General features: G+C 64.8%; 19 protein-coding genes. 16 read left to right on the top strand and 3 right to left on the bottom strand.

Annotated features, from left to right (window positions below):
* Positions 1-70: 70 nt before the first annotated feature.
* A complete protein-coding gene (locus Q1U94_RS08500; RefSeq protein WP_300543353.1) occupies positions 71-2,911 on the top strand; it encodes a valine--tRNA ligase in 2,841 nt (946 codons plus the stop codon).
* The gene (locus Q1U94_RS08495; RefSeq protein ID WP_300543352.1) at positions 2,911-3,918 is read left to right on the top strand and encodes a DUF3137 domain-containing protein; all 1,008 of its coding nucleotides are present in this window, start codon (positions 2,911-2,913) and stop codon (positions 3,916-3,918) included. Before Q1U94_RS08500 ends, Q1U94_RS08495 begins: the two co-directional genes overlap by 1 nt.
* A gap of 87 nt (positions 3,919-4,005) precedes the next feature.
* Here Q1U94_RS08495 and Q1U94_RS08490 read toward each other — a convergent pair whose 3' ends face one another.
* On the bottom strand, positions 4,006-7,449 hold the full coding sequence (locus tag Q1U94_RS08490) for a pyruvate carboxylase (RefSeq protein ID WP_300543350.1): 3,444 nt from the start codon (positions 7,447-7,449) through the stop codon (positions 4,006-4,008).
* A 433-nt stretch (positions 7,450-7,882) separates the two neighbouring features.
* Between Q1U94_RS08490 and Q1U94_RS08485 the strand changes: the two genes are divergently transcribed.
* From Q1U94_RS08485 to fsa, 6 genes are all read left to right on the top strand, one after another.
* The gene (locus Q1U94_RS08485) at positions 7,883-8,284 is read left to right on the top strand and encodes a helix-turn-helix transcriptional regulator (RefSeq protein WP_300543348.1); all 402 of its coding nucleotides are present in this window, start codon (positions 7,883-7,885) and stop codon (positions 8,282-8,284) included.
* Positions 8,281-8,844 carry an SRPBCC domain-containing protein gene (locus Q1U94_RS08480; RefSeq protein WP_300543347.1) on the top strand — a complete coding sequence of 188 codons (564 nt, stop codon included), beginning with the start codon at positions 8,281-8,283 and terminating at the stop codon, positions 8,842-8,844. The genes Q1U94_RS08485 and Q1U94_RS08480 overlap by 4 nt, the downstream gene beginning before the upstream one ends.
* A 13-nt stretch (positions 8,845-8,857) precedes the next feature.
* A complete protein-coding gene (locus tag Q1U94_RS08475) occupies positions 8,858-9,427 on the top strand; it encodes a DUF4287 domain-containing protein (RefSeq protein WP_300543346.1) in 570 nt (189 codons plus the stop codon).
* Positions 9,428-9,502: 75 nt separating this feature from the next.
* Positions 9,503-9,652 carry a hypothetical protein gene (locus Q1U94_RS08470; RefSeq protein ID WP_300543345.1) on the top strand — a complete coding sequence of 50 codons (150 nt, stop codon included), beginning with the start codon at positions 9,503-9,505 and terminating at the stop codon, positions 9,650-9,652.
* A 90-nt stretch (positions 9,653-9,742) separates the two neighbouring features.
* Positions 9,743-10,999 carry a threonine ammonia-lyase gene (locus Q1U94_RS08465; RefSeq protein WP_300543344.1) on the top strand — a complete coding sequence of 419 codons (1,257 nt, stop codon included), beginning with the start codon at positions 9,743-9,745 and terminating at the stop codon, positions 10,997-10,999.
* Positions 11,000-11,074: 75 nt separating this feature from the next.
* Entirely contained in the window at positions 11,075-11,728 is a 654-nt protein-coding gene (gene fsa / locus Q1U94_RS08460; RefSeq protein ID WP_300543342.1) for a fructose-6-phosphate aldolase, read from the top strand.
* 12 nt (positions 11,729-11,740) lie between these two features.
* Here fsa and Q1U94_RS08455 read toward each other — a convergent pair whose 3' ends face one another.
* Positions 11,741-12,811 carry a DUF2855 family protein gene (locus Q1U94_RS08455; RefSeq protein ID WP_300543341.1) on the bottom strand — a complete coding sequence of 357 codons (1,071 nt, stop codon included), beginning with the start codon at positions 12,809-12,811 and terminating at the stop codon, positions 11,741-11,743.
* A 198-nt stretch (positions 12,812-13,009) separates the two neighbouring features.
* On the opposite strand from Q1U94_RS08455, the gene ccoN reads away from it, so the two are divergent.
* The 8 genes from ccoN to ccoS are packed head-to-tail and all read left to right on the top strand — an operon-like array spanning position 13,010 to position 20,931.
* Positions 13,010-14,662 (top strand): cytochrome-c oxidase, cbb3-type subunit I, encoded by a 1,653-nt coding sequence (gene ccoN / locus Q1U94_RS08450; protein ID WP_300543339.1) that lies wholly within the window; start codon positions 13,010-13,012, stop codon positions 14,660-14,662.
* A gap of 9 nt (positions 14,663-14,671) precedes the next feature.
* Positions 14,672-15,430 carry a cytochrome-c oxidase, cbb3-type subunit II gene (gene ccoO, locus Q1U94_RS08445; protein WP_300543338.1) on the top strand — a complete coding sequence of 253 codons (759 nt, stop codon included), beginning with the start codon at positions 14,672-14,674 and terminating at the stop codon, positions 15,428-15,430.
* A 4-nt stretch (positions 15,431-15,434) separates the two neighbouring features.
* Positions 15,435-15,629 carry a cbb3-type cytochrome c oxidase subunit 3 gene (locus Q1U94_RS08440; protein ID WP_300543337.1) on the top strand — a complete coding sequence of 65 codons (195 nt, stop codon included), beginning with the start codon at positions 15,435-15,437 and terminating at the stop codon, positions 15,627-15,629.
* On the top strand, positions 15,619-16,551 hold the full coding sequence (gene ccoP, locus Q1U94_RS08435; protein ID WP_300543336.1) for a cytochrome-c oxidase, cbb3-type subunit III: 933 nt from the start codon (positions 15,619-15,621) through the stop codon (positions 16,549-16,551). The genes Q1U94_RS08440 and ccoP overlap by 11 nt, the downstream gene beginning before the upstream one ends.
* A 42-nt stretch (positions 16,552-16,593) precedes the next feature.
* A complete protein-coding gene (ccoG, locus tag Q1U94_RS08430; protein WP_300543335.1) occupies positions 16,594-18,078 on the top strand; it encodes a cytochrome c oxidase accessory protein CcoG in 1,485 nt (494 codons plus the stop codon).
* A complete protein-coding gene (locus Q1U94_RS08425) occupies positions 18,075-18,545 on the top strand; it encodes a FixH family protein (RefSeq protein ID WP_300543333.1) in 471 nt (156 codons plus the stop codon). The genes ccoG and Q1U94_RS08425 overlap by 4 nt, the downstream gene beginning before the upstream one ends.
* A complete protein-coding gene (locus tag Q1U94_RS08420) occupies positions 18,533-20,728 on the top strand; it encodes a heavy metal translocating P-type ATPase (protein WP_300543331.1) in 2,196 nt (731 codons plus the stop codon). The genes Q1U94_RS08425 and Q1U94_RS08420 overlap by 13 nt, the downstream gene beginning before the upstream one ends.
* Positions 20,716-20,931, top strand: coding sequence for a cbb3-type cytochrome oxidase assembly protein CcoS (ccoS, locus tag Q1U94_RS08415; protein WP_300543330.1), 216 nt, complete (start codon positions 20,716-20,718; stop codon positions 20,929-20,931). The genes Q1U94_RS08420 and ccoS overlap by 13 nt, the downstream gene beginning before the upstream one ends.
* Here ccoS and Q1U94_RS08410 read toward each other — a convergent pair.
* Complete coding sequence (locus tag Q1U94_RS08410) at positions 20,883-21,650, bottom strand: DUF2189 domain-containing protein (protein ID WP_300543329.1); 768 nt, start codon at positions 21,648-21,650, stop codon at positions 20,883-20,885. The two genes, ccoS and Q1U94_RS08410, sit on opposite strands and share 49 nt — an antisense overlap.
* Between the last annotated feature and the right edge of the window lie 58 nt (positions 21,651-21,708).

Raw genomic sequence — 21,708 nt, 5'->3', positions numbered from 1 at the left:
GCTGACAAGTGCGGGCAGATGTCCATAAAAGTGCCAAAGCGCGGATGTGCGCCCCAACACGTGCGGACCCATGATGGACAAGACCTTCAATCCCCAAGACGCCGAAACCCGGATCTACGAGGCCTGGGAGCGCTCGGGCGCCTTCCAGCCGAAGGATGACGACAATGCGGAGGCCTTCTCGATTGTCATTCCGCCGCCCAATGTCACCGGGCGTCTGCACATCGGCCATGCGCTGAACAACACGCTCCAGGACGTGCTGGTGCGCTACAAGCGCATGCTGGGCTGTTCCGTGCTCTGGCAGCCGGGCACCGACCATGCCGGTATCGCCACGCAGATGGTGGTCGAGCGCCAGCTGGCCGAAGAGGGCAATATGTCCCGCCGGGAAATGGGACGCGAGGCCTTCATCGACCGCGTCTGGGAATGGAAGGCCGAAAGCGGCGGCGCGATCCTGCAGCAATTGCGCCGCCTGGGCGCCTCCTGCGACTGGTCGCGCGAGCGCTTCACCCTCGACGAGGGCCTGTCCAAGGCGGTGCTGAAAGTCTTCGTCGAACTGTACGAACAGGGCCTGATCTATCGCGGCAAGCGGCTGGTGAACTGGGATCCCAAGTTCGAGACCGCGATCTCCGACCTCGAAGTGGAGAATGTCGAGGTCGACGGGCATATGTGGCACTTCAAGTATCCGCTCGCCGACGGCCGCAGCTATACCTATGTGGAAAAGGACGGGGACGGAAACATTGTCTTCGAGGAAGAGCGCGACTGGATTTCCATCGCCACCACGCGCCCGGAAACCATGCTGGGCGACGGTGCGGTGGCGGTGCATCCGGACGATGAGCGCTACAAGTCCCTTGTCGGGGCGCTGTGCGAGATCCCGGTGGGGCCGAAGGAGCACCGCCGTCTGATCCCGATTATCACCGACGAGTATCCCGATCCGGAGTTCGGCTCCGGTGCGGTGAAGATTACCGGTGCCCACGATTTCAACGACTATGAAGTCGCCAAGCGCAACAATATCCCGCTCTACCGGCTGATGGACATGCAGGCCGCCCTGCGCACCGACGGTGCACCCTATGCGGACTGCGCGGCCCGGGCGATGGCGATCGCCAAGGGCGGCGCGCTGCCGTCCGAGGCCGAAGTGGATGACATCAACCTCGTGCCCGACGAGTATCGCGGGCTCGACCGGTTCGAAGCGCGCAAGAAGATCGTCGAGGCGATCACCGCGGAAGGCCTGGCCGTCACCGTGACGGATGAGGAGGGCAATCAGGTCCCCCTGGTCGAGAACAAGAAGATCCAGCAGCCCTTCGGCGACCGCTCCCACGTCGTTATCGAGCCGATGCTGACCGACCAGTGGTTCGTGAATGCGGATGTGCTGGCGAAGGACGCCATCGCCGCCGTTGAGGACGGGCGCACCACCTTCCATCCGAAAACCTGGGAAAAGACCTATTTCGAATGGATGCGCAACATCCAGCCCTGGTGCATTTCGCGCCAGCTGTGGTGGGGGCACCGGGTGCCGGCCTGGTACGATGCCGACGGCGATGTCTATGTCGCAATGAGTGAAGCGGCTGCGCTGGATCAGGCACGCAAGGCCAAGGGCGACGGCGTTGCCCTCACGCAGGATGAGGACGTCCTCGACACCTGGTTTTCCTCTGCGCTCTGGCCTTTCTCGACGCTGGGCTGGCCGGATGACACGCCGGAGATCGTGGAGAAGTTCTACCCGACCTCGGTGCTGATCACCGCCTTCGACATCATCTTCTTCTGGGTCGCCCGGATGATGATGCAGGGCCTGCACTTCATGGACAGGGCCCCCTTCAAGGACGTGTATATCCACGCTCTCGTACGCGACGAGCAGGGTCAGAAGATGTCCAAGTCCAAGGGCAATGTGATCGACCCTCTGGAAATCGTCGAGGAATACGGTGCCGACGCGCTGCGCTTCTCGCTGGCCGCCCAGGCCGGGCAGGGACGCGATATCCGCATGTCCAGGGAGCGCGTGGAGGGCTATCGCAATTTCTCCACCAAGCTGTGGAATGCGGCCCGCTTCTGCGAGATGAATGAGTGCCGCCCGGTTGCGGATTTCGATCCGAAATCGGTGACCCGGACTGTCAACAAGTGGATCCTGTCCGAGGCCGCCGGGGCCGTGAAGGCGATCGAGGCCGGGCTCGACGGTTTCCGCTTCAACGATGCGGCAGCGGCGGCCTACAAATTCGTCTGGAACGTGTTCTGTGACTGGCACCTGGAGTTCGCCAAACCGCTGCTGCAGGGCGAGGACGAGGCGGCCAAGGCCGAGACGCGGGCGACCACGGCCTTCGTGCTCGACCAGGCGCTGAAAATGCTCCACCCCTTCATGCCCTTCGTCACCGAAGAATTGTGGCAGCAGACCGGCGAGCGCGGGACCCAGCTGATCGTTGCCGACTGGCCGCAGCTGGGCGGTCTGGAAGACGAGGCCGCGACGGCCGAGATGAGCTGGCTGATCGATCTCGTCACCGATATCCGCCGTCTGCGCGCCGAGATGAATGTGCCCGCCGGCGCCCGGATACCGCTCGTCGCGGTCGGGGCCGGTGCCGAGACCGCGGCGCGGCTGGAGCGTCATGAAGCCCTGATCTCGCGGATGGCGCGACTGGCCGATATCGGCGTGGCCGACAGTGTGCCGCCAGCCTCCGCCCAGAGCGTTCTGGGCGAGGCGACGCTGGCGCTGCCGCTGGAAGGCGTCATCGATTTCGATGCCGAACGCGAGCGGATCGCCAGGGAGCTGGCCAAGCTGGACGGCGAGATCGGCCGTCTGGAGAAAAAGCTCGGCAACGAAAAATTCGTCGCCAACGCCCCCGCCGAAGTGGTTGCCGAACAGCGCGCGAAACTTGCAGACTACACCGCACAAAAGGCCAAGATGGCCGAGGCGCTGGAGCGACTGCAGGGGATTTGATGGCCGAGGACGCCGGCAAGGCTGATTGGAACACGCTCTGGAACGACAGGCTCAAACCCTGGCTTGAAGGACTGGAGAGCGAGCGGCGCGCGGCCGTGCGCGAGCGGCGTTTGTGGACGCTGGGCGGGGCCGTGCTGGGCCTGGGTGCGGGGGCGGCTGTCGCCGCGAATACAGGCGAGGCCGTGATTGCGGCCTTCGGCCTGGCCGGGGGGCTTGTCGCCGGGCTTCTGATCGGCAATCGCCGCGTTCACCGGCTGGCCAAACGGGTCAAGTCCAGGCTCAACACGGCGGTCGCCGAGGCGCTCGGCCTGAGCTATGCCGGCACGCCCGCCGAACCGGCGCGGTTTTCCACCTTCCGCGATTACGGTCTGCTGCCGTCCTCGGACCGGCGCGCTTTCGAGGATCATTTCTCCGGGCACCGCGAGGGCTGTGATTTCGAGCTCTACGAAGCCCATCTCGAACAGAAGCGCCGCTCCGACAAGCGCACCTACTACGTCACGGTCTTCCGTGGCGTGCTGATCCGCATCAATTTTCCCCGCCGGGTCGAGGGTGTCACCGTGATCACGCGCGACAGGGGCTGGTTCAACGGGCTGGCCGCACTGGGCCGCTCCTTCGGCTCGAACAAGCTGGAGCGGATCGGTCTGGTGGACCCGAAATTCGAGCGTGTTTTCGAGGTCTATGGCAATGACCAGGTCCTCGCCCGCTACATGCTCACACCGTCCTTCATGGAGCGCCTTCTGGCTCTGGAAGAGTCGCTGCACGGCAAGCATGTGCGCGCCCTGTTCGACGCCGACAGTGGCCAGGGCGAGCTTCTGATCGCCGCGGAAACCGGCGATTTCTTCGAGATCGGCACCATGAGCCGTCCGCTCGCCGACCAGTCCCGCGTCCAGGCCCTGGTCGGCGAACTGACCCAGGTGCTCGGCCTGATCGAACTGCTCGTCGAACCGGCGAAGTTCGGCGAGCATGCGGCGGTAGACATGTCCGCAATGACGGACAACCAGGCCTGACGGGCGGGGTGCGGCCGGCGGATTGTTCTCATCCTCCCGGAGCGCCCCTTCACCGCCCCTCGATCCCTTCTCCCCGGAAAGACGGGCCTACTCCACCACGGCCAGCAGATCCTTCGCGTCGACCTGGCTGCCGGCCTTGACCGGCAGGCGTTTCACCGTGCCGGCCTGGAGGGCGGCGATCGAGGTTTCCATTTTCATCGCTTCCAGCGTCATGAGCACGTCGCCGGCCTTCACGGTCTGGCCTTCCGATGCCACAAGGGTGGCGATCAGGCCCGGCATCGGCGCGGGGACGTGGGCAGGATTGTTCATGTCGGCCTTCTCGTTGGCCTCCACGGTGGGCGCCACGGCGCGATCGTCGACGCGGATGACGCGTGGCTGGCCGTTCAGTTCGAAAAAGACTTCCCGCTCGCCGTGATCGTCGGCCTCGCCGATCGCCATGAGGCGGATGTTGAGCGTCTTGCCCCGGTCGATCTCGACCGTGATTTCCTCGCCGGCCTCCATGCCGTAGAAGAAGACGGGCGTGGGCAGCTTGTCGACGCGGCCAAACCGGGCGCGGTGATCCTCGTACTCGGCGAAGACCTTCGGATACATCACGGCCGAGGCGACATCGTTTTCGTTCACCGGCCGCTCGCCATGGCCCTTGATCGTGTCGCGCACGGCGTCGAAATCGACCGCGGCGAGATGCTTGCCGGGCCGGTCGGTCGAGGGTGTTTCACCCTTGAGGGCCTTGGCCTGCAGCGTGGCCGGCCAGCCGCCCGGCGGCTGGCCCAGATCGCCGCGCAGAAGGCCGGTCACACTTTGCGGAAAGGCGATGTCGGTGTCCGGATCGAGGACGTCCTTCACCGTCAGACCCGACGAAACCATGTAGAGCGCCATGTCGCCGACAACCTTGGACGAGGGGGTCACTTTCACGATGTCGCCGAACATGCGGTTGACGTCGGCATACATTTTCGCGACCTCGTGCCAGCGCTCGGCCAGGCCGACGGCGCGGGCCTGTTCCTTGAGATTGGTGAACTGGCCGCCCGGCATCTCGTGCAGATAGACTTCCGAGGCGCCCGCGCGCAGATCGGATTCGAAGGCGGCGTACTGGGTGCGCACATCCTCCCAATAGTCGGAAAAGCGCCGGATCGTGGCCGGGTCCAGCCCACTGTCGCGTCCGGTATCGGCCAGGGCGGTGACAATGGAGCCCAGATTGGGCTGGGAGGTGAGGCCGGAGAAACTGTCCATCGCCGCATCGACGGCATCCGCGCCCGCCTCGCAGGCAGCCAGCACCGTCGCAGCCGCAATGCCCGACGTGTCATGGGTGTGATAGTGGACCGGCAGGCCGGTCTCGTCCTTCAAGGCCTTCACGAGGGTGCGGATCTGGGCCGGCCGTGCCAGACCCGCCATGTCCTTGATGCCGATAATGTGGGCGCCGGCGCCTTTGAGCTCGCGCGCCAGTTCGAGATAGTAGTCCAGCTGGTATTTCGGCCGGTCAGGATTGCCCAGATCGCCGGTATAGCAGATCGCCGCCTCGCAGACCTTGCCCGTCTCGAGCACCGAGGCGATGGCTACCTTCATGTTCTCCGCCCAGTTGAGACTGTCGAAGACGCGGAAGACGTCGATTCCGGTCTCTGCCGCCTGACGCACGAAGTGATCGACCGCATTGTCGGGATAATTGGTGTAGCCGACGGCGTTGGAGGCCCTGAGCAGCATTTGCAGCATCACGTTGGGGATGCGCTCGCGCAGTTCGGCCAGCCGGTCCCAGCTGTCTTCCTTCAGGAAGCGCAGCGCCACGTCGAAGGTCGCCCCGCCCCAGCACTCGATCGAGAACAGCCGGTGCAGGTGCCGGGCATAGGCCTCGGCGACCGCCACCATGTCGTAGGACCGCATGCGTGTGGCCAGCAGCGACTGGTGGGCATCGCGCATCGTGGTGTCCGTGATCAGCGCCTGGTCCTGGGCCAGCATCCAGTCGCGCAGACCTTCCGGGCCGGCCTTGTCGAGGATCTGTTTGGTCCCGTCGGGAACGGGCGGGCCGGCTGCGGCCGGAGGCACCGGGGTGCGGGCATGGGCGGGCGGTCCCGGCCGGCCCTTGACCTCCGGATTGCCGTTCACCGAGACGTCCGCGATGAAGGAGAGAAGGCGGGTTGCCCGGTCGCGCCGCTTGGGGAAATCGAACAGGGCGGGCGTGGTGTCGATGAAGCGGGTGGTGATGTTTCCCGAGACGAAATCGGGATGATTGATGACGTTTTCCAGGAAGGCGATATTGGTCGAGACGCCGCGGATGCGAAACTCGCGCAGTGCCCGGTCCATGCGCCGCACGGCTTCCTCGGGCGTTGCCGCCCAGGCGGTCACCTTCTCCAGCAGGCTATCGAAGTAGCGCGTGATTACCGCGCCGGAATAGGCCGTGCCCCCGTCCAGGCGGATGCCGAAACCGGTGGCGCCGCGATAGGCGGTGATGCGGCCATAATCCGGCGTGAAATTGTTCTGCGGATCTTCCGTGGTCACCCTGCATTGCAGGGCATGGCCATGCAGTTCGATCTTGCCCTGTTCCGGTACGCCGGTTTCGGCCTCCACGCCGATATGGCCGCCACGGGCAATCTGGATCTGGGCGCGCACGATGTCGATCCCGGTGACTTCCTCGGTCACCGTGTGTTCGACCTGGACGCGGGGATTGACCTCGATGAAGTAGAAGTCGCCCGTATCTGCATCCAGCAGGAACTCCACCGTGCCCGCGCCCCGATAGCCGGCATGCCGGCACAGGCGCAGGGCGGCGTCGCAGATCGCGGTGCGCGTCTTGTCCGTCATATCCGGTGCCGGCGCGCGTTCGACGACTTTCTGGTTGCGCCGCTGGACGGTGCAGTCGCGCTCGAAGAGGTGGACCAGATTGCCGTGGGCATCGCCCAGGATCTGAACCTCGATGTGGCGGGCGCGGCGGATCAGTTTTTCCAGATAGACCTCGCCATTGCCGAAGGCCGCTTCGGCCTCGCGCCGGCCGGCCTCGACCTGGGCCGTCAGTTCACCGGCAGTCTCGACCACACGCATGCCGCGTCCGCCGCCACCCCAGCTGGCCTTGAGCATGAGGGGGTAGCCGACCGCGCCGGCCTGGCTTTCCCAGTCCGCCGGATCGTCGGGCAGCGGACCTGTGGCGGGCACGACGGGCACCCCGGCTTCCACCGCCATGTCCCGCGCTGCGACCTTGTTGCCCAGGGCGCGCATCGTGTCGGGCGAGGGGCCGACAAAGGTCAGTCCCGCCTCGGCACAGGCTTCGGCGAAATCCGGGTTTTCCGACAGGAAGCCATAGCCGGGATGGATCAGCGTCGCGCCGCTGCGCTTGGCGATGGCGATGATGCCGTCGATATCCAGATAGGCCTTGACCGGCCCCAGGCCCGCACCGACGCGATAGCTCTCATCCGCCTTGAACCGGTGCAGCGCCAGCTTGTCCTCTTCGGCATAGATGGCGACGGTTTTCAGGCCCAGCTCCGTGGCCGCTCGCATGATGCGGATGGCGATTTCGCTGCGATTGGCGACGAGCAGTTTTTCGGCGGGCATGTAAGCGATCTCCCCTTCGCAGTTTCATGGTACCGTTACCATGAAACGCGCTTCCGAGCATTTTGGGAAGACAATTGTTGCATGCGCACACTTGGCGCGCCATCCGGGAGCGTTTTGCCTGCCGCCATGCAGGGAAGTGCCGGACTGGGTTGCGATACCGTTCCGGCCCCGATCGATTGACGCCCACCACCGTCATCCCAGCGAAAGCTGGGACCCCGGGGGCCACAGGATTGGGCGATAGCGAGAGGTGGGGCCGGCATCGCGTTTCAAGGCGCCCTGACCGGGCTTTATGAATCGGGATCCCAGCTTGCGCCGGGATAACGTTTTTGCGTTCTGTATTACATGTTTGAGCGCGGCCCGGCTTTTGCGCAACCCCATTGACAAATCCGGAAGCCGAATATGTAATGCATATATTACATGTGGAGATAGCCGGATGATGTCGCCGGAATCCATGGATACCGTTTTCCAGGCGCTGGGGAATGCCCAGCGGCGGCGCATGCTGGATTTCGTCAAGAACCATCCCGGGTGTGCGGTGGGGGAGGTTGCGGCCGGGTTCGATGTCAGCCGGGTGGCCGTGATGCGCCACCTCGCCGTGCTGGAAGAGGCGGGGCTGATCATTTCGGACAAGCGTGGGCGCACGCGGCATCTCTACATGAATGTGGTGCCCATCCAGATGATTCATGATCGCTGGTCCAGCGAGTATTCCGCGATGTGGGCGGGCCGCGTGCTGGACATCAAATACCTGGCGGAGCAACGCACCGCCGAATACCCGGACGCGCCGGACAGGGCTGCGTCCGTCACGCATCTACCGGGGGAGCGAAAGGGACAGACATGACCGAACCCGCCAAGGCTTCGCAATTGGGCGAAGTGCGCACATCCATGTATCGGGTGATCATCCGGGCGCCCATCGACAGGGTCTGGAGCGAACTCATCCGCACCGACAGGCCTTTGCCATTCTTCTTCGGCGGCCAGTACGACACGCCGGGCTTTGCTCCGGGCGCGCCGTTCGCGATGCGCTCGCCGGACGGCAAATACACCATGGTGATGGGCGAGGTGCTCGATTTCGAACCGCCGCATCACTACGCACACACGTTCAAGTTCACCACGTCCGACGATCCGGTCTCCATCGTCCGCTACCGGCTGAAGGAAGTCGGGGACGGGACCGAATTCACCCTGATCAGCGAACACGCTGCCACCGGCGCGGTCTCGAAGTCGGAAAAGCAGATGGCGCAGGGTGCGAAATTCATCTGCGAGAACCTCAAATCCGTCGTCGAGACGGGCAAGGCCACTTTCGGCGGGCGCATGATGCTGTTCATGTTCTCGCTGATGGCGCCGATGACGCCGAAGGCGGCGCGCTCGGAAAACTGGCCGCTCGACCGCGCGCCGAAGCTTTGAGGGGGAGGATATCATGGCCCAGTCGCCCGATGACATGACGAAATCGATGATCGCCAACATGCCGGCAAAGACCGGCAAGCCGCTGGCCGACTGGGTCGCCATCGTGCGCGAGAGCGGGTTGGAAAAGCATGGCGACATGGTCAAGCTGCTCAAGTCGGACCACGGCATGACGCACGGCTTCGCCAATCTCGTCGCGCACGAGGTGCGTGGCGGCGTGGCGACCCGGCCGGCCGCGGAGGACGATCTCGTCGGTGCGCAGTATGCCGGCGACAAGGCCGCTCTCAAGCCGATCTACGATGTGCTGGTCCGGGCGGTGAAGGGATTTGGCGACGATGTCGAGCTGGCGCCAAAGAAGGCCTATGTCTCGCTGCGCCGGGCCAAGCAGTTCGGCCTGATCCAGCCTTCCACAAAAACCCGCGTCGATGTCGGCATCAATCTCAAGGGCACCGGGCCTGCGGGCCGGCTGGAGGCTTCGGGCTCCTTCAATGCGATGGTGTCCCACCGTGTGCGGCTGACGTCGGCGGCTGAGGTGGACGGTGAGCTGATCGGCTGGCTGAAGGCCGCCTACGACGCGGCGGGATAGTGGCGGAACATTTCCCGTCTGGACTCTTTGTCATTGCATCGCCACATTAGGAGGCAGAAGCAGGAAAGGACCGATATGCGTCAACGTGCCAGAGCCATTGCGATCGCCAAACGGATCGACGAAGAGCGGACCAGCCGCCTTCGCGTGCTCATGACGTCGGGCCTCATTCTCATTTCGATTATCATCGGTCTCACCCTGATGGGAGCGCTGCCCACGCCCGTCTAACGTCCCCACACGGACGACCGACACGGAAAACCGGCCTCGCTCCCAAAGGAGCGGGGCTTTTTCGTGTGCGGCCGGCTTACAGGAACAACCATGCCCCACACCGCCCTCAAACCCACGACGCCGGCACCGCCGGATGATCTCGCCGGCGCCTTCGCCTTTGTCGACACGCTGCATGCTGCCGGCATGGGCGGGATTCTCAACTCGCCCTGTCTGCCGTCGCCCGCCCTGTCGCAGGTGCTGGGATGCGAGGTGGTGGTGAAACTGGAGAATCTGCAGGCGACCGGCTCCTTCAAGGAGCGTGGCGCCTATGCACGGCTTTCCGCGCTGACCCCGGCGGAACGGGAGCGGGGCGTGGTCGCGGCCTCGGCCGGCAATCATGCCCAGGGCGTGGCGCGGCATGCCGGTGCGATGGGGATCAAGGCCACCATTGTCATGCCCCGGGGCACGCCAACGGTGAAGGTGAACCAGACCCGGGCGCTGGGCGCAGAGGTCGATATCGCCGGCGCCGATTTCGACGCCGCCAAGGCGCACGCCCTCTCGCTGAGCGAGGAGACCGGCGCGGTCTTCATCCATCCGTTCGACGATCCGGTGGTGATCGCCGGACAAGGTACGCTGGCAGTGGAAATGCTGGCCGAACATCCCGATCTCGACACGCTCGTTCTGCCGGTCGGTGGCGGCGGTCTGGCCTCGGGCTGCGGCCTGGCGGCGCGGCGCATCAAGCCGGGGATCGAACTGGTCGGCGTGCAGGCCGATCTCTTCCCGGCCTTCGCCAATCTCTATCACCGCCGTGACAGAGCGGTCGGCGGCTTCACCCTGGCCGAGGGCATCGCCGTGCGCGAACCGGGGCAGCGCACCCGCCAGGTCCTGCTCGAGCTGCTGGACGATGTACTGCTGGTCGACGAACGCCAGATCGAGCGCGCGCTGAACCTGTTTATCTCGCATCTGCGAGTCCTGCCCGAAGGCGCCGGCGCGGCGGGCCTGGCCGGCGTACTGGCGGCACCGGAGCGCTTTGCGGGCAAGCGGGTCGGCCTGGTGCTGACCGGCGGCAATGTCGACACGCGGCTCCTGTCCTCGCTGCTGCTGCGCGATCTGGCGCGATCGCGGCGGCTGGCACGGCTGCGCATCGAACTCGTGGACGTGCCCGGACAATTGTCGGCCGTCTCCGAAGTGATCGCCGAGGCCGGGGGCAATGTCACCGACGTGGCCTACCACAAGACCTTCTCCGACCTGCCGGCCAAGGTGACCTATATCGACATCTCCCTGGAGGCGCAGGATGCCGCCCATATGGACCGCATCGAAACGGCCCTGCGCGAGGCGGGCTTTCGCGTCGAACCGGCGGGATATTGAGGCATTTCAATTGTCACGCACCCATAGTATGACGCGGCGCAGCAGACCGGCCGGTCCAGTTCGAGGAGTCAGATCATGAAGTTTTTTGTCGATACCGCCGATGTCGCGGAGATTCGCGAACTGGCCGAGGCCGGCCTGGTCGATGGCGTCACCACGAACCCGTCCCTGATTGCCAAGTCGGGCCGCGATTTTCTCGAAGTGGTCAAGGAGATCTGCGATCTGGTCGACGGTCCGGTGAGCGCGGAAGTGACCGCGCTGGATGCGCCCGCGATGATCGCCGAAGGCCGGAAACTCGCCGCGCTCGCGGACAATGTCGTGGTCAAGCTGCCGCTGACCTTCGAGGGACTGAAAGCCTGCCAGGCGCTCACGTCCGACGGCATCAAGACCAATGTTACCCTGTGCTTCTCGGCCAATCAGGGACTGCTCGCGGCCAAGGCGGGGGCGACCTATATCTCGCCCTTCATCGGCCGGCTGGACGATCTGGGCGTCGACGGCATGGAGCTGATCGAGAACCTGCGCATCATCTACGACAATTATGGCTTCGAGACCGAGGTGCTGGCCGCTTCCATTCGTTCGGCCGATCACGTCCAGCAATGCGCCCTGGCCGGGGCCGATGTGGCTACTGTGCCACCGGCCGTTCTCAAGGGCCTGGTCAAGCACAAGCTGACCGATGCCGGACTGGAAGCTTTCCTGGACGACTGGAAGAAGACGGGCCAGAGCATTCTCTGACCCGTCCTTCGATCAGGTGCGGATGCTCAGGGCCCGGTCGGCTGCGACGTCGCCGGCGACAAGTTGCCTGTAGGTTTCGAGTGCACCGCCGGCGCCGGTGCGTTCCTCAAAACCGAACAGGGTCCCGGCTGCCCGGGCGAAGTCCTGCCAGCCGGACTTGTAGGCCGTTTCGAACCGGTCCTGTCCCCAGGTCTTGATCAGGCTGCGGGCGACATCCGGGGCAAAGAAGAAGTGTGGCCTGGGCGGTGGCAAGTCTTTCGGCGGCGCACTTCTCTCCCAGTGCGCGCCACCGACCCGGATATTGGCCAGCAATGCGTCGGCCAGGTGCGTGTGCAGGCCGCGATTGATGTCGGCATCGCCGGCGAAATCCACGATCACCGCCGGAGCACCGGCGCCGAGACTGCCGAGCGCATCATAGGTCGTCACCCCGTCATACAGCTCCAGCCCGGCAACGAATCCGGCATTGCGCGCCGATGTCAGCGCATGCGCCGGCCGGCCGGCCTGTTTGAGTAGATAGGCCAGCGAAATTGCCGTCTTGGATGAAGCGGAAGTCAGCAGGATGCGCGCCGCATCAAGCCCGTTCGCGTCATCGCGGAGATAGTTGTCGAGCAGAAAGGCAGTCACGAAGAGCGGTTGCAGCACCATCTGCGCCGCCTCGATCTCCGGCGACCAGGCCGGATCGGCCTGGCAGCGAACATAGGCGTTGTAGGCCGGGGGGAGGTCGGTCCGGTGTGCCGACGAATCGGCAAAGCCGGATGCGGTGATCCGCACAGGTTGCACATCGAGTTCGCTGGCAGCGGGAAAGTAACCGTATACGCGCTCGCCGGGCGCAAGCCCGTCCACCCGGCTTTCTGACACCTCCGCGAAACCCCATACCGGCAGCCGCCCGCGACCGTCATCGCCGGGAAAGAAATCCCAGTACCGCATGGCCCGGCCGAATGCGGCATAGGTGACATTGTTGGCGGTGAGCGCAAACCGGTCGATCCGAAGGCGTGCCGCGCCGTCGGGAAGCGGTCCGGACTTCGCCGTCACCACGGTGGCGTCGGCAATATCGTCCATGTCGATTGAGAGCGACCAACCCATATGTTTCCTCCTTATTTGCCAGGGTTGTGTGCGCCTCCGGATTCCAATGATCAAGTCGTGACTTGCGACCAGCCGTGTGATCCACTGCCCGTCAAGGATGTGGCACAGACCCTTTTCGTCGCACGCGACAAATTGCCATAGAGTTTTTGCGGAATACTGCGCTACACCGGGGCCAATAACAGCCATCCGGGGGCGCATATGTCGAACGCTCAAGGGCTGAAACGGGTCGGGACCGATCCGGGAACAGCCGCCGTCTTCATCATTACATTTCTTGGGGCCTTGTGGTCTCTTTTTGCGGCCGCGTATGCGCCCGATGCGGCCATGCGCGGCCAGTCCTGGCTGTTGCTGGGCGGGTTCCTCACGGGGATTGTGATGCTGGTCGGTACCATCGCGGGCGGCGGCGTGATCGACGACAAGCGCGAATACAATGAAAACGTCGTCAAGGCCGGCGTGATCGCCACGATGTTCTGGGGCATTGCCGGGCTTCTGGCGGGCGTGGTGATCGCCTTCCAGCTGGCCTTTCCGATGCTCAATCTGGAACCCTTCGGATTCACCAGTTTCGGACGCCTGCGCCCGCTGCACACCTCCGCCGTGATCTTCGCCTTCGGCGGCAACGCCCTGATCGCGACCTCCTTCTACGTGGTCCAGCGCACCTGCCGCACCCGGATCGCCGGCGGGATCTGGCCCTGGTTTGTCTTCTGGGGCTATCAGTTCTTCATCGTCATGGCGGCGACCGGCTATCTCATCGGAATCACCCAGTCGAAGGAATATGCCGAGCCGGAATGGTATGCCGACATCTGGCTGACCATTGTCTGGGTCGCCTATCTCCTGGTCTTCCTCGGTACGCTGTGGAAGCGCAAGGAACCGCACATCTACGTCGCGAACTGGTTCTACCTGGCCTTCATTGTGACGATCGCCGTGCTGCACATCGTCAACAATCTGTCGATGCCCGTCTCGTGGTTCGGATCGCGCAGCTACTCGCTGTTCGCCGGCGTGCAGGATGCGCTGACCCAGTGGTGGTACGGCCACAATGCGGTCGGCTTCTTCCTGACGGCCGGCTTCCTGGGGATCATGTACTATTTCATCCCCAAGCGCGTTCAGCGGCCGGTCTATTCCTACCGGCTGTCGATCATCCACTTCTGGTCGCTGATCTTCATCTATATCTGGGCCGGTCCCCACCACCTGCACTACACGGCCTTGCCGGAATGGGCGCAGACGCTGGGCATGACCTTCTCGGTGATGCTGTGGATGCCGTCCTGGGGGGGCATGATCAACGGGCTGATGACGCTGTCGGGCGCCTGGGACAAGCTGCGCACCGATCCGGTCGTTCGCATGCTGGTGCTGTCGGTGGCCTTCTACGGCATGTCGACCTTCGAAGGCCCGGTGATGTCGGTGCGCGCCGTCAACGCGCTCTCGCACTATACCGACTGGACTGTCGGCCACGTGCACTCAGGCGCGCTCGGCTGGGTCGGCTTCATCTCCTTCGGTGCCGTCTACTGCCTGGTGCCCTGGCTGTGGAAGCGCAAGGGCATGTTCTCCAAGGCGCTGGTCGACTGGCACTTCTGGATCGCGACCTTCGGAATCCTGCTCTACATCACCTCGATGTGGGTCGCAGGCATCATGCAGGGTCTGATGTGGCGGGCCTACAACGAGCTCGGCTTCCTGGAATTCTCCTTCGTGGAGACCGTGGAGGCGATGCACATCTCATACATCATCCGGGCCCTTGGCGGCGTGCTCTACCTCTCGGGCGCGATCATCATGGCCTACAACATGTACCGCACGATCAAGGGCGACGTGGAAGAGGAAGACGAGAACGTCATCCCGCAAACGTCTGCCGTTCCGGCCGAATAGGGGGCTGTCATGGCGCAGAAGCAAAGCCGCTGGAGCGATCTGCACAAGACGCTCTTCGAAAAGAACTCCCTGATCCTGACCGTGGGCATCCTGATCACGGTCTCGATCGGCGGGATCGTGGAAATCGCTCCGCTCTTCTATCTCGACTCGACGATCGAGGAAGTGGATGGCATGCGGCCCTACACGCCGCTGGAACAGGCCGGGCGCGATATCTACATCCGCGAGGGCTGCTATAACTGCCACTCGCAGATGGTGCGCCCGCTGCGCGACGAGGTGGAACGCTATGGCCACTACTCGCTGGCGGCCGAGAGCATGTACGACCACCCCTTCCAGTGGGGATCGAAGCGGACAGGGCCGGATCTTGCCCGGGTCGGGGGCAAGTATTCCGACGAATGGCACCGCGACCACCTGATCGATCCGCAATCGGTGGTGCCGGAATCCATCATGCCGGACTACCCCTTCCTGGCGACCGCCGAGCTGGACTACGCGAATATCGCCGCCAATCTTCGTGCCTTGCGGATCGTGGGTGTGCCCTACACAGAGGAGATGATCGAGGCGGCGGTCTCGGACGTCACCACCCAGCTCGATCCCTACGCGATGGACTATGACGCCTTCCAGGCACGTTATCCTGGTGCCGTCATGCGCGATTTCGACGGCGATCCCTCGCGGGTTACCGAGATGGATGCGCTCGTCGCCTATCTGCAAGTGCTTGGCACCATGGTGGATTTTTCCACCTATGAGGCACAGGCCGACGAGAATCTGAGGTAGGGCGATGTACGAAACACTCTCCAGCTTCGCCCAGACAGGCGGTCTGTTGATCTTCATCCTGCTGTTCGCCGGCGTGCTCGCCTATGCGCTCTGGCCGCGCAACCAGCAGAAGTTCGACAAGGCTGCCCGTACGCCGCTCACCGAACCCGATGCGCCGGAGACCGCCGGCGAGAATGAGGACGATGCCGATGTCCGCTGACGAACACGACGTTGAACGCGACGCCCATTCGGGCACCCAGACGACCGGCCATGAATGGGACGGGATCAAGGAACTGGATACGCCGCTGCCGCGCTGGTGGCTGTGGGTCTTCTATGCCTCCGTCGCCTGGTCTGTCGTGTACATGATCTTCATGCCCGCCTGGCCGGCGCTGCCGGGTCTGGCCGGCGAGACCGACCACACACGCGGTCTCCGCGATCACTCCGAACGCGCAAATGTCGCCCAGGCGATGGAGGAGCTGCAGGCCTCGCGCGCCGGCGGCTATGCGGCGCTCGAGGGCGCCTCGATCCAGGAGATCGAGAACGATCCCGACCTGCTGGGCTTTGTCCGCGCCGCCGGCGAGGCGGCCTTCGGCGATAATTGCGCCACCTGTCACGGTTCGGGTGCCCAGGGGGCACCGGGCTATCCCAACCTGAACGACGATGTCTGGCTGTGGGGTGGTACCTATGGGGACATCCGCACCACCCTGCGCGTCGGCATTCGTGCGGAACACCCCGATACGCGCTTCTCGCAAATGCCGTCCTTCGGCCGGGACGATCTGCTGACCGGCAGCGAAATCGCCGATGTGACCGACTATGTCCTGTCCCTGTCGGGACGTGGCGAAGCCAGCGACGATGTGATCGCCCGCGGCCGCGAGATCTACGACATCCAGTGTGCCAGCTGCCACATGGAAGACGGCTCCGGCGACCCGATGCAGGGCGCGCCCAACCTGGCCGACCGGAACTGGCTCTACGGTTCGCAGCGCCAGCAGGTGATCGGCATTATCCATCGCGGTCCCTACGGCGTCATGCCGGCCTGGGAAGGTCGGCTGGACGAGGCCACGATCGATGCGCTGGCTGCCTATGTCTATCTGCTGGGCGGCGGCGAAGAGGAGGGTGCGGCCAACCGTCTCACGGGGCGCTAGGTCGCATCGGCTGAACAAGGGGAACCGGGTTAGAGCGCCGTCATGTCCGACACGTCCAAACGCGCCATGGCGGCGCCCGGTATCCGGCGGTCGAAAGCCGAAGCGGTCAATGCCGCCGAAACCCGCGAACTCTACAAGAAGCGCGAGCCGATCTATCCCAAGCTCGCGCACGGCAAGTTCCGCTCGCTGAAATGGCTGATCATGGCCGTGACGCTGGGCGTCTACTATCTCGTGCCCTTCCTGCGCTGGGACCGGGGCGAGGGCGCGCCCGACCAGGCCGTGCTGATCGATTTCGCGGGCCGGCGCTTCTATTTCTTCTTCATCGAGATCTGGCCGCAGGAGATCTACTACGTCACCGGCCTTTTGATCCTGGCTGCGCTGGGCCTGTTCCTGGCCACAGCGCTGTTCGGCCGGGTCTGGTGCGGCTATGCCTGTCCGCAGACGGTGTGGACCGATCTTTTCATCTGGGTCGAACGCGCATTCGAGGGTGACCGTAACGCCCGCATGCGGCTCGACCGGGCGCCCTGGTCTCTCGAAAAGGCCTGGCGGAAGACGGGCAAGCATGCGGTCTGGCTGATCATCGCCCTCGCCACCGGCGGGGCGTGGATCCTCTATTTCCATGACGCCTACGAGACGCTGGGGAATTTCTTCACCGGCCAGGCTGCGCCGTCGTCCTATCTGTTTGCCGGCATGCTCACCTTCACCACCTACACGCTCGCCGGAACCATGCGCGAACAGGTTTGCACCTATATGTGTCCCTGGCCGCGCATACAGGCCGCCATGACCGATCGCGAAGCACTGAACGTCACCTACCGGGTCGACCGCGGCGAACCGCGCGGAGCGCACAAGAAGGGCGATACCTGGGAGGGGCGGGGCGATTGCATCGACTGCAAGCAGTGTGTGGCCGTCTGTCCGATGGGGATCGATATCCGTGACGGTGCCCAGCTGGAATGCATCCAGTGCGCCCTGTGCATCGATGCCTGCGACGACATCATGCGGAAGGTGGACCGGCCCACCGGCCTCATCACCTACGAGACCGACGACAATGTCGACCGTTTCCAGCGCGGCGAGGAACCGCGCTATCGCTTCGTGCGGGCGCGGACCCTGGTCTATGCCGTGGCGTTCGCGATCGTGGCTGCGGTCATGCTCGGTGCGCTGATCGCGCGATCGGAGCTGGAGCTCAATTCCCAGCGCGACCGCAATCCCAATTATGTCCGGCTTTCAGACGGTTCGGTGCGCAATGGCTACACGCTGAAAGTGGTCAACAAGGCCAATCGGGCACGCACGCTGGATCTGGTCATCGAGGGCGATCCGGCCATCGGGGCGCGTGTGCTGGGCGCACCCGACGCAGCGCCCATGCTCCTGGAAGTCGGCCCCGACCGGACCAGGGACTTCGTGATATATCTGACACTTCCGGCCGCAGCGATCGACGGGCCGCGCGAGGAATTCGCCTTCCGCGTCACCGATCGCACGACCGGGGAAACCGCGGCGACACCGTCAATGATCATTACCGGAGCAGACGAATGAAGGGCTTCCTGAACCCGGTCAAAGGCTGGCACGTTCTCGTGATGATCGTGGCTTTCTTCACGGTGACCATCGGCGTGAACGCCACCTTCATCACCCTGGCTATGCGCACGCATCCCGGCGAGGACGTGCCGCGTTCCTACGTCCAGGGGCTGAACTACAACGATGTTCTCGACCGCCGCCGGGCCCAGGATGCGTTGGGCTGGTCGGCCCGGGTCAATGTGGTCGATGGAGACCTCCTCGTCGAAGTGCGCGACGCCGGCGGCACCCCGGTCAGCGGGCTGTCCCTGTCCGGCGCGATGAATCATCCGACGGATACGTCGCGCGATTGTCCGCTGGCCTTCGAGGAACGGCGGGCCGGCCTCTACCGGGTCACGCTGCCCTGCACCGAGGCCGGCGAGTGGCATCTCCACGCGGTCAATGACGGCGAGGCGCCGTTCGAGATGGAGCATGATCTGTGGCTGCCCTAGATGCCGCTCATCTGTCGGATACCGCGAATGCTGTCGATCCGCAGGCTTTCGTGCGCCTCGCGGACGGTCAGTCCAGACTCGACCTGCTGGTGCGCGGGGCGGTGTGTGCGGGCTGTATCGCCCGGATCGAGTCGGGTCTGCGCGAGGATCCGCGCGTCGAGAATGCCCGGCTGAACCTGTCGACCGGACGGCTGTCCCTGTCCTGGCGCGGCGATCCCGCACTGGCTGGCGAATACGTCGCCAAGCTGCGCGCCATCGGCTATCCGGCCACGCCCTACGAGCCGGAAACCGATGCCGATCCGCAGAAGGAGGAGGAGCGCAAACTGCTGCGCGCGATGGCCGTGGCCGGCTTCGCCATGGCCAATGTCATGCTGCTCTCGATCTCGGTCTGGGCCGGCGGCATGGAGATGACCGGAACGATGCAGGCGCTGATGCACCGCATCTCTGCCCTGATTGTCCTTCCGGCGGCGGCCTATGCCGGCCAGCCCTTCTTCCGTTCCGCCATCACCGCACTTCGCAACGGCCATGTGAACATGGACGTGCCGATCTCGCTGGCCGTGCTGCTGGCCTGCGGCCTGTCGGTCTGGGAAACCTTCATCGGCCATGGCGACACCTATTACGACGCCGCCGTGATGCTGCTCTTCTTCCTCCTGATCGGACGGTTTCTGGACATGCGCCTTCGCGCCAGGGCCGGCGAGGCGGCGCGGGGCCTGGCGGCGATGCAGGCGGCCACCGCCAACCGGATCCGTCCCGACGGCCGCATCGAGGCGATCCCGGCGCGGGAGGTGAGGGCGGGCGACCGGCTCGTTCTCGCCGCCGGCGACCGTGTGCCGGTCGACGCCATTATCCGCGAGGGCACGGGCGCGCTGGACGGATCCCTGGTCACCGGCGAGACGGCTCCGGTCGAGGCCCGTCCGGGCATCGAGATCTTCTCGGGCATGCTCAATCTCGATGCCAAGCTGGTGCTGGAAGCCACCGCCGACCGCGACAATTCCCTGCTGGCCGAGATCACCCGCCTGGTCGAGGCCGGCGAACAGAGCCGCTCGCGCTATGTCCGCCTCGCCGACCGCGCCGCGAAACTCTACGTCCCCGTTGTGCATTCCCTGGCCGCGCTGACCCTGGTGGGCTGGCTGGTCGTGGCAGGGGACCCGCGCATGGCGATCATCAATGCCATTGCCGTTCTGATCATCACCTGTCCCTGCGCCCTGGGCCTGGCGGTCCCGGCGGTCCAGGTCGTCGCCTCGGGCCGGCTCTATCGCGAAGGTGTGCTGGTAAAATCCGGCGACGCCATGGAGCGTCTGGCGGGCATCGACACCGTCGTCTTCGACAAGACCGGAACACTCACCGAAGGCCGTCCGCGCCTGATCAACCGCGGGGACATTCCCGACGCGGAATTCGAGACCGCCGCCCGTCTCGCCCGGACCAGCCGTCACCCGCTTTCCCGCGCCGTCGCAGATGCTGCAGGGATGGGTCACGCAGCGGCCGATGCCCGCGAGATTTCCGGCGGCGGAATCGAAGCGTTCGAGGACGGGGTGAGGGTCCGCCTCGGCTCGGCGCGCTGGATCGGGATCGATACGCCCGGCGACCCCCATACGGAGGCCTGGCTGTGCCGTGACGGGGGCGAACCGGTGCGCTTTCGCTTCATGGACCGGTTGCGGTCCGATGCGGTTTCGACCGTCTCGCAATTTCAGGCCCGGGGCATGGCGATTGTACTCCTGTCGGGGGATCGTGCGGGTCCCGTGGCCGCGATTGCGCAGGAATTGGGGATCGATGCCTGGCAGGCCGAACTGAAACCCCAGGACAAGATCGCCCGCCTGAAGGCCCTGAAAGACGAGGGGCGCCGCGTTGCCATGATCGGTGACGGCATCAATGACGCCCCCGCCCTGGCCGCCGCGGACGTCTCCGTTTCGCTGGCATCGGCGGCGGAAATCTCCCAGGCTGCGGCCGACTTCGTGCTGCAGGGCGACCGGCTGAACTCGGCGATCATGGCCCTCGACGTGTCGCGCGGGGCCAGGCGGCGCGTTCTGGAAAACTTTGCCCTGGCAGCGGTTTACAACATGATCGCCGTGCCGCTTGCGGTGGCCGGCTTTGTCACGCCGCTGATCGCCGCTATCGCCATGTCGGCGTCCTCGGTCCTGGTGACACTCAATGCTTTGAGGCTTGCGCGCCGATGTCGGTCCTGATCTGGCTCATACCCGTTGCCATCGCCATGGGCGGTCTGGGACTTCTGGCCTTTATGTGGAGCCTGAAATCCGGCCAGTTCGACGATCTGGACGGAGCTGCGCACCGCATTCTGATCGACGACGACAAGCCCCTGCTTTCAAAGGAAGAACGCGATCAGGCCGAGACGGCCGAAGGTTCCGGCGACGGGGCGAAATCGCGGTAGGCATGCCAGGTCGCCAGGGCGATCCAGGGGAAAGTGACGGCCAGTCCCACCAGGAAGAAGACCGATCCCAGCGCCACCATGAAGGCGATCAGCCAGGCCCAGGTCAGCATCACGAAGGGCTGGGCGATCACCGCCTTGAAACTCGCCACCAGCGCTGTCACCGCATCCACGTCCTGATCGACCAGCATGGGAAAGGACAGCGCCGACATCGCAAAGGCCGTCCCGGCCAGAACCGCGCCGACCAGCGTACCGAGCACGACCAGCGTCAGCCCGCCCGGATCGGTCAGGGCGAATTCCAGAAAGGGCCCCGGTGTCAAAGGCGTATCCGGTGCGATGGCCGCCAGCAGGAATTGCGCGATCCGCACCCAGATGAGCAGCAGCATGACCAGCAACAGGCTCAGGAATCCGATCTGCGAGAGGCGCGAGGGGAAGCGCGAAACGACAACCCGGAAGCGGGGCGTCTCGCCTCGCTCGAAGGCCCTGGACACCTGATAGATGCCGATGGCCAGGGCCGGGGCGATCAGGGCGAAACCGCTCAGCAGGACCGGGACGGCCGCGGTCATGCCGACGGCATGCAGGCCGGCGACGACGAGCACGCCGAGGCCGACGAAGACCAGGCCGTAGCCCAGCGCCACGCGGGGCGCGCGCACCAGATCGGCCCAGCCGGCCTTGAGCCAGCTCCAGGGGGCATCGCGGCGGACCTGTTTGAGTTGAACCATGATGTCCTCCCGGGGCTATGCGTCGCCAGTCAGTTTTGGCTGGTTTGCGGCGTTACGC

It is taken from the genome of Maricaulis sp. (genome assembly GCF_030149515.1).
Taxonomy (GTDB): domain Bacteria; phylum Pseudomonadota; class Alphaproteobacteria; order Caulobacterales; family Maricaulaceae; genus Maricaulis.
The sequence above is the reverse complement of the archived record's forward strand: the minus strand, read 5'-3'. Positions and strand labels throughout refer to the sequence as shown.

Coding starts and splice junctions, on each gene's coding strand:
- Q1U94_RS08500 (WP_300543353.1), top strand. CDS start 71: ATGATGGACAAGACCTTCAATCCCCAAGACGCCGAAACCCGGATCTAC.
- Q1U94_RS08495 (WP_300543352.1), top strand. CDS start 2,911: ATGGCCGAGGACGCCGGCAAGGCTGATTGGAACACGCTCTGGAACGAC.
- Q1U94_RS08490 (WP_300543350.1), bottom strand. CDS start 7,449: ATGCCCGCCGAAAAACTGCTCGTCGCCAATCGCAGCGAAATCGCCATC.
- Q1U94_RS08485 (WP_300543348.1), top strand. CDS start 7,883: ATGATGTCGCCGGAATCCATGGATACCGTTTTCCAGGCGCTGGGGAAT.
- Q1U94_RS08480 (WP_300543347.1), top strand. CDS start 8,281: ATGACCGAACCCGCCAAGGCTTCGCAATTGGGCGAAGTGCGCACATCC.
- Q1U94_RS08475 (WP_300543346.1), top strand. CDS start 8,858: ATGGCCCAGTCGCCCGATGACATGACGAAATCGATGATCGCCAACATG.
- Q1U94_RS08470 (WP_300543345.1), top strand. CDS start 9,503: ATGCGTCAACGTGCCAGAGCCATTGCGATCGCCAAACGGATCGACGAA.
- Q1U94_RS08465 (WP_300543344.1), top strand. CDS start 9,743: ATGCCCCACACCGCCCTCAAACCCACGACGCCGGCACCGCCGGATGAT.
- fsa (WP_300543342.1), top strand. CDS start 11,075: ATGAAGTTTTTTGTCGATACCGCCGATGTCGCGGAGATTCGCGAACTG.
- Q1U94_RS08455 (WP_300543341.1), bottom strand. CDS start 12,811: ATGGGTTGGTCGCTCTCAATCGACATGGACGATATTGCCGACGCCACC.
- ccoN (WP_300543339.1), top strand. CDS start 13,010: ATGTCGAACGCTCAAGGGCTGAAACGGGTCGGGACCGATCCGGGAACA.
- ccoO (WP_300543338.1), top strand. CDS start 14,672: ATGGCGCAGAAGCAAAGCCGCTGGAGCGATCTGCACAAGACGCTCTTC.
- Q1U94_RS08440 (WP_300543337.1), top strand. CDS start 15,435: ATGTACGAAACACTCTCCAGCTTCGCCCAGACAGGCGGTCTGTTGATC.
- ccoP (WP_300543336.1), top strand. CDS start 15,619: ATGTCCGCTGACGAACACGACGTTGAACGCGACGCCCATTCGGGCACC.
- ccoG (WP_300543335.1), top strand. CDS start 16,594: ATGTCCGACACGTCCAAACGCGCCATGGCGGCGCCCGGTATCCGGCGG.
- Q1U94_RS08425 (WP_300543333.1), top strand. CDS start 18,075: ATGAAGGGCTTCCTGAACCCGGTCAAAGGCTGGCACGTTCTCGTGATG.
- ccoS (WP_300543330.1), top strand. CDS start 20,716: ATGTCGGTCCTGATCTGGCTCATACCCGTTGCCATCGCCATGGGCGGT.
- Q1U94_RS08410 (WP_300543329.1), bottom strand. CDS start 21,650: ATGGTTCAACTCAAACAGGTCCGCCGCGATGCCCCCTGGAGCTGGCTC.